Source organism: Streptomyces sp. B1866, from assembly GCF_031932565.1.
In the GTDB taxonomy this organism is placed as follows: Bacteria; Actinomycetota; Actinomycetes; order Streptomycetales; family Streptomycetaceae; genus Streptomyces.
Genome location: NZ_JAVSCF010000560.1, coordinates 1 through 864, shown reverse-complemented (window position 1 = coordinate 864; position 864 = coordinate 1). Strand labels below are relative to the sequence as shown.

Here is an 864-nt window from a genome sequence, read left to right as displayed (position 1 = left end):
GGACGCGGGGCGGGTGGCGGGCGGCCGCGCGGGTCAGGCGACGCCGGGGGCGCCCGGTACGCCCGCGGCGCGCAGCGCCAGGGCCAGGTCGTGGTGGCTGCTGGACGACACGCTGGTGGCCGCGTCGAGCAGCAGCGGCACGAGCTGGGCGGGCGCGGCGGCGGCGGCCAGGGCGGCCTCGTCGGGCGTGCGGGCCCGTACGAACGCCTGGAGCAGGAAGGCGGCCTCCACGGCCCGCCCGGCCTCGCGCAGCGCGAGCGCGGCGTGCGCGACGTCGGTGACCGGGCGCGACACGCTCTGCCGCAGCAGGCGCGCGCAGTCGGCGGGCCGGCCCGCTGCGGCGAGCGCGTCGGCGGCGGCGGCCAGGGCCTCGGGCGGCAGGCACGCGGCCTCCCACAGCAGCGTGGCCACGTCGGCGCCCAGTCCGGCCCGCTCCAGCTCGTCGGCGAGTAACGGCAGGCGCTCGGCGGGCCACCCGGCGGCCTCCACCAGCAACACGTGCGCCTCGCCGCCGCGGCGCTCCGCGCGGAGCCGGGCGAGCCGGGCGACGGCCCCGGCGGCCGCCCGCCGGGCCTCGGCGAGCACGGCGTCACGGGTGGCGCGCTCCTCGGCGCCGCGGGCGTCCTCCTCCCGGCGCCTGCGGCCGAGCAGGCCCTCGTCGCCGTCGTACGCCCCGGCGAACCGGGCGCCCCGGGGCGTGTCGGAGGTCCCGGCGGACTCGCGGGAGCCGCCCCCGCCGACGACGCCCAGGGCGGGCAGCACGGCCTGCGCCGCGGCGCCGGTGCCGTCCTCGGCCGACTCCACTCCGGCGAACCTCGCCCCGCGCGGGGCGGGCCCGCGGGCGGCGGGGGGGCGGGGGCGCGG

Annotated in this window: 1 pseudogene; it reads right to left on the bottom strand. The window is 83.7% G+C overall.

Going from position 1 to position 864, the window contains the following annotated elements:
- Window positions 1-33: 33 nt before the first annotated feature.
- Window positions 34-864, bottom strand: a pseudogene (locus RKE29_RS30180) (hypothetical protein); the annotation flags it as partial.